Genomic DNA, 6,818 nt, shown 5'->3' with positions numbered 1-6,818 from the left:
CCAGCGCGAGCGAACCGACCATGCCACCCAGCGAGCCCGACGCCTCCGGGACGTCCGAGCCGGTCGAGCCCGTTGACCCCGCAGACCCGGCCGAGCCCGTGATCAGCCCGATGACCCCGGCCAGCCAGTCGAGGGACCCGCCCGAGGACCCGCCCGAGGACCCGTCGCCGGGGCCGGGCGGCCCACAGTCGCACGAGCTCGGGATGGTCGCCTCGTCGGGCGGCGACGTGGTGGTGCCGCCGGACGGGGGCGTCCCCTCGGCGGTGGCGATGTTGCGCACGGCGCCAGAGTCGTGATCGGCCTGCGTCACGGTGTACTCGACCACGCACGTCTCGGTGCCGCGGGCGGCGAGCTCGGCGACACACGGGATCGGCGTGGCGGACACCCGGGGGTCCACCACCTCGACGTTCCGTAGCGGGACGTCGCCGGTGTTGATGACGGTGAAGGTGTAGGTGAGCACCTCGCCGACGTCGGCCCGTCCGTCGCCGCTCGCGTCCCGCACCTTCTTGACCATCGTCAACGACGAGGCGGGGGAGGCGGGCGGGATCGTTGCGCTGTCGGGCGGCGAGACCACCGGGTCACCGGCCGGGGTGGTGCCCGTCGCATGGGCCACGTTGACGAGCGGCTTCTGCGCGTCCAGGTCGGCCTGGACGACGGTGTACGTCGCCGTGCACCTCGCCACCTCCCCCGGCGCCAGGGTCGTGGGCTCGCAGACCGGCGTCGGGAGATCCCCGGTGCCGGAGAACGACTCCTCCGTCACGCCCACTCGGGTGAGCGTCACGTCGCCGGTGTTGCGCACCGTGAACGTGTACGTCAGCGTCTCGTCGAGCTGGGCGATCCCGTCTCCGGAGGCGTCGGTGACCCGCTTGTCCACGACCACGCCCGGGTTCTGCGTGGCCGGCGGGATCGTGGCCGAGTCCTCGTTGGACGGGAACTCGACCCCCGTCGGATCGGTCGCCCGGGCCACGGCGGTGTTGGCCAACAGGGGCTCCACGGTGTCCAAGTCCGCCTGCGTCACCCGGTATGTCGCTGTACACGTGGTCGAGGCGTTCGGCGCCAGCGTCGTGGCCTGGCAGGACGGGGCGTCCAGGGAGGACCTGTCGCCGGTGCCGTTGAACTCCGTCTCCACGATCCGCAGTCCGGTCACCGTGACGGGGCCGGTGTTGGTCACGGTGAACGTGTAGTTGAGCAGTTCGCCCGCCTGGGCGACGCCGTCGCCGGAAGCGTCCGTCACGCTCTTGTCCAGGGTCAGGCCGGCGGTTCCGGTCGAGATAGTCGCATCGTCAGGCGCCGACTCGACAGTCGCGCCGTCGCGGGTCGTCCCTTGCGCGGTGGCGGTGTTGACGATCGTCGGCCCGGCGGCGACGTCGGTGGCCGTCACCCGGTAGGTCGCGGTGCACCGGTCCGTGGCGCCCGGCGCGAGCGTGGCGAGGCACTCGAGGCGGCCCCCGGGGAGCCGGTCGTCGATCACGACGATGCCGGTCACCGTGGTCTCGCCGGTGTTGAGCACCGTGAACGTGTAGGTGAGCACCTCTCCCACCTGCGCGATCCCGTCACCCGAAGCGTCCGCGACGGTCTTTTCGAGCGCTAGCCCGTCCCGTGCCGGTTGCGTCGGGATCGTCGCCTCGTCGGGCGGCGACTCCACCGGGTGTGCCGGATCAGCCGGGTTGTGGGCGGTGGCGGTGGCCTCGTTGAGGATCGCTCCGGCCGCGATGTCCGCCGCCGTCACTTCGTAGGACACGTCACACGTGGCCGTCGCCCCCGGCGCCAGCGTCTCCACGCACAGGTGGTTCGGTAGCCCGAGCCGGGGATCGTCCACGAACACGTTCCTCAGGTCCGTGGTCCCCGTGTTGGTCACAGTGAAGGTGTAGACGATCCGCTCCCCGAGCTGGGCGATGCCGTCGTCGGACACCCCCTCGACGGGCTCGCCGTCCATGCCGGTCCCGGTGTCGTCCACGGACTTGCTCAGCTCGAGCTCCCGCGAGGACTCGGTGGTCACGGTCTCGGTGTCGGAGGAGTTGATCTCCGCGCCGGACGGATCGGTTCCGGAGGCCGTCGCCGTGTTGTCGTACGACCCACGGTTGACGTCGTCCTGGGTGATCACGTGCGTGCCCGTGACCGCGCACGTCACGCTCTGCCCGACGGCCAGAACCTCCGCACACGTCGTCGGCTCGATGCCCAGCTCGTCGTCGCTGATCGTCACCGGTTCCAGGCGCGACTCGCCGGTGTTGGTGACGGTGAAGGTGTAGGTGACGACGTCGCCGACGCGGAGGCCGGATGTCGGGCTCGCCACCTTGGCGACGGCGAGCCCGGGCGTCTGGACCATGGTGACCGTCTCGGTGTCGGTCGCGGTGACCGGCTGTCCCGCGGGCGGGGTGCCGGTCGCGGTCGCGGTGTTGTCGAACCGGCTCGCCAGGACGTCCGCCTGGGTGAGCGTGTACCGCCCGGTGGTCGAGCACGTCGCCGTGTCGCCCGGGGCGAGGGAGTCCACACACGGGGAGTCGGGGATCCCCAGCGTCGGATCCGACACCGTCACCGGCGCCAGTGTCACGGTCCCGGTGTTCTGCACGGTGAAGGTGTAGTTCACCACGCCGCCGGCATAGCGGCCCTTCGGCAGATCCGCGGTCTTGGTGAGTAGGAGGGCCGCCTCGCCCGTCAGCGTGACCGTCTCGGTGTCCTCGCCCGTGATGGGGGCGCCCCCGGCGGGCGGGGTGCCGGTGGCGGTCGCGGTGTTGACGTACTGTCCCGCGTCCACATCCGCCTGCGTGATCGTGTGGGTCCCGGTCGTCGTGCACGTCGCCGTCGCTCCCGGGGCCAAGGACGCCACGCACGGTTGTCCGGTGATCCCCAGCCGGGCATCGGTGATCGTCACCGGCGCCAGGGTCACGTCCCCGGTGTTGGTCACCGCGAAGGTGTACGTCACCGCCTCGCCCACCTCGACACCTGTCGAGGGGTCGGCGATCTTGTCCAGGGTCAGGCCCGCCTCACCGTCCGTGGTGACGACGGCCTGCCCCTGGGCGGTGACCGCCCCGCCGGACTGCGGGGTTCCGGTGGCGAAGACGGTGTTGGTGACACCGCCGGCGTCCACGTCGGCCTGCGACACCGTGTATGCGGCCGCGGTGTCGCACTCCACCGAGGCGCCCGGTGCCAGCGAGTCGGCGCACGGCTTAGCGTCCAGGTCAAGCAGCGGATCGGTGATCGTCACCGGCGCCAGGGTCACGTTCCCGGTGTTGGTCACCGTGAACCGGTAGGTCACGCGGTCACCGGCCGCCACGTCGGAGGAGGGAGCGGCGGTCTTGGCTACCTCGAGGGCCGGAGCCGCTGCCGTGGTGACTATCTCGGTGTCGGCGTCGGCGATCGTCTCGCCCCGGGGCAGGGTGGCCGTCGCGGTGGCGGTGTTGACGAACTGCCCCTCGTCCATGTCCGCCTGGGTGATCGTGTGCGTGCCCGTGGCCGTGCACGTGGCCGTCTCCCCTGGCGCCAGGGAGCCGACGCACGCGGCGTCCTCGATTCCCAGCGCCGCGTCGGCGATCCTCACCGGCGCCAGGGTCACCGCGCCGGTGTTGGTCACGGTGAACGTGTAGCTGACCTCGTCGCCCACCACCAGACCGGCGGCCGGGGTGGCCAGCTTGTTCACGCTCAGGCCGGCCGTCCCGTCGGGGCTCACCACGGCCACGCCCTGATCGGTCACCGCCGGTCCCGACGGGGGCGTCCCGGAGGCGGTCACCGTGTTGACGAACTGCCCCGCGTCCACATCCGCCTGCGTGATCGTGTGCGTACCCGTGGCCGTGCACGTGGCCGTCTCCCCCGGCGCCAGCGAGTCGACGCAGGGCACATCGGTCATGTTCAGCAGCGGATCGGTGATCGTCACCGGCGCCAGCGTCACCGTCCCCTTGTTGTGGACGGTGAAGGTGTACGTCACCACGTCACCGACCTCCGTGCCAGCCGACGTGTCCGCGGTCTTGACCACGTTGATCGCCGGCACGCCCGCGGTCGTCACCGTCACCGAGTCCTCGCCCGTGACGGCTGCGTTCCCGCCGGGCGTGGTGCCGGTGGCGGTCGCGGTGTTGTCGAACTGCCCCGCGTCCATGTCCGCCTGGGTGATCGTGTGCGTGCCCGTGGCCGTGCACGTGGCCGTCTCCCCCGGCGCCAGGGAGTCGACGCACGCGGCGTCCTCGATTTCCAGCGCCGCGTCGGTGATCCTCACCGGCGCCAGGGTCACCGCGCCGGCGTTGGTCACGAGGAAGCTGTAGCGCACCACGTCGCCCAGCACCAGACCGGAAGTCCGGTCCGCCACTTTGTCCAGCACCAGACCGGTGGTGGAGGCCGTGGGGAGGGTGGCCGAGGACTCCGACGTGAGCACGCCGCCGGCCGGCGGTGTGCCGCTCACGATCGCGGTGTTGGCCACCGATCCGGCGTCGACGTCCGACTGCCTCACCGTGTACTCGTACTCCGGGCAGGTGGCGGTGGCCCCGGGGGCCAGCGACTCGACGCAGGGTTCGGAGTCCAGTCCGAGGGTGGGGTCGTCGATCGTCACCGGCGCCAGCGGCACCTGACCGGTGTTGGTGACGGTGAACGTGTAGGTGAGCGTCTCACCAACCTCGGCGATCCCGTTCTGCGAGGCGTCCGCGACGGTCTTGACCAGCTCGAGGCCGGGTGTGCCGGGCGTGATGACGACGTCCGCAGTGTCCCGTGCCATGACCGGCGACGACGTGGAAGTGCCGGTCCCTGTGACAGTGGCCGTGTTGGTGACCGTCTCCGGGCCGGTGGCGGTGTGGCTGTGCGTCAACGTCTGCCGACACTCGTAGGTCCAGGTTTCCTTGAGGTCGAGGAGACCGTCGTTGTTGGCGTCCCCGCCGACACGGGTGAGGGGGGAGCACCGGTCGTCGGCCACCGCGACGTCGCGGATCGGGTCCGTCCCGAGGTTGACCACCCGGTAGGTGTAGACGACCTGCCCGGTCTCGGTGAGGGTACCGGGGTCGGCCTCCTTGTCGACGGCGATCTCCGAGCGGTTGATCGGCGTGATCGTCTGGTCCTGGCCGCCCGGCTGGGTGGGGTCGTCGGTGGGCGTCGGGTCGATCCCCACATAGTCGTAGACGCCGGAGTTGACGATCTGCGTGACGTCGGCGGCGAGCGGGTTGTCCACCCGCACCGTGACCGTGATGGTGGCGGTGTCCCCGGCGGGGACGACCCCCGGGACGGTCGCGGTGGAGCCGGTGACGGGCTGCGGGGTGGCCCAGTAGTTCACGCCGCTCGTGCCCACGGGCCGGCCGTTGAGGGTCGAGGAGACGTAGGTGGTGTGGGTCGGGATGAAGTCCTGGAACGTCACCTCCGTCGCCGCCGCCGTCCCGATGTTCTTCATCTCGATGGTGTAAGTGATCAGGCCCCCGGCCTGGGTGGCCTGTACGTCGGAGGTCTTGGTGACCTGCAGTTCGGGCTTGGGGAGCGCGCAGCTCGCCAGGTCGGCGAGCTGACCGAAGGTAGAGCTGGGGATCGGAGCGCTCACCGGGGTCGCGCCGCCCGTGGAGGTGTTGACGGTGTAGAGGAGCGAGCTGGCCGCGCTGCCGACGTTTGACGCCGACGCGTGCAGGGTCCCGTTGGGCGCAAACGCGAGGCCGTTGAACGTCACCCCGGTCCCCATCGACCCGACGAGGTTTGCCGTGTTAGTCCCGGAGCCCACCAGCCCGGCCGCGGAGATGGTGTAGAGGCTGTTGTTCGAACCGTTGGAGGCGATGAGCCACATGTTGCCGAGGCCGTCGAAGACAATGTCGCCGGAGGAGAGTGACGCGAGGTTGGCCCCGGCGTCGGACTCCACGGCGCCGCGGTCGGTCCAGGTCGTGGCCCCGGAGGACAGGGAGTAGAGCCGGCCGTTGGAGGCCCAGCTCCACAGCGTGCCGTCCGAGCTGAACGCGAAGCGGTTCGTGGTGGTGGCCGGCTCGTGGGGGGTGGTGACCTGTTGTTTCTCGGTGGTGGTGACGTTGTACCGCCACGTGCCGGCGTTGAGCTTTGGGTCATTGCGTATTCGGGGGACGTAATACACCCACTGAGGGTCCCGCGGGTTGATCGCGAGGGAGGTGACGGAGCGGTACTCGCTTCCGTTGTACGTCACGCTCGGGTCGACCCTCGGCGTGGCCCCGGAGGCCGAGACCGTCCCCAGCGAGGTGGGCCCGGTCGAGGCGCTGTAGGAGCTGTACCAGATCTGATCGCACGTGATCGCGCCGGCCGCGACGTTCACCGACTCCGTGGCCCGCGCGGTGCTGGTGCTGCCATCCGCGGGGTCGGTGAACTGGGCCGTGACGGTGTTGGTGACGGAGGTGGTGACGGTCACGGTGCACCTGAACGTGGCGGTACCGCCCGGGGGCAGGAAGAAGTCGCCCCGCGCGTCCCTGCTCATCCCGGACACGTGGCCGACGTTGGCGCACCGATCGTCCGTGATCGAGGAGTAATACAGGGTCCGCGCGGCGGACGTGTTCTGGACCGTGTACGTGTAGGTGACGGGACCGCCGCCGACGGGAAGTGCCGTGACGGAGGCGGTCTTGGTGACGCGGAGCTTGCTGTCCGGCGAGGTGCCCGTCCCGGCCACCGCGACGGGCGTCATCGGCGCCGGGGGGAACGCGGAGACGCCCGCGCTCAGGCCCAGGACAAGAAATACGGTCCAGACGAGACTCCACACCCTGCGCCCGATGCCGCGCCCCCCGTTCGTACCCATCCACCGATCCTTCGACTCGCGCCCCGCGCCGCCCGAACCTGAGCAGACGCTCATGTCACTCTAATATAGGGCACGGATCACATCGAGCGCTACGGTTCGAGGGGTACGC

Annotated in this window: 1 pseudogene; it reads right to left on the bottom strand. The window is 70.6% G+C overall.

The annotated features are described in order from the left end of the window. Positions 1 to 6,709 (bottom strand): annotated as a pseudogene (locus tag ACH0BZ_RS06765) (hypothetical protein); the annotation flags it as partial. Positions 6,710 to 6,818 lie beyond the last annotated feature (109 nt).

This window comes from Dietzia sp. 179-F 9C3 NHS, from assembly GCF_045369825.1.
Taxonomy (GTDB): Bacteria; Actinomycetota; Actinomycetes; order Mycobacteriales; family Mycobacteriaceae; genus Dietzia.
The sequence above is the reverse complement of the archived record's forward strand: the minus strand, read 5'-3'. Positions and strand labels throughout refer to the sequence as shown.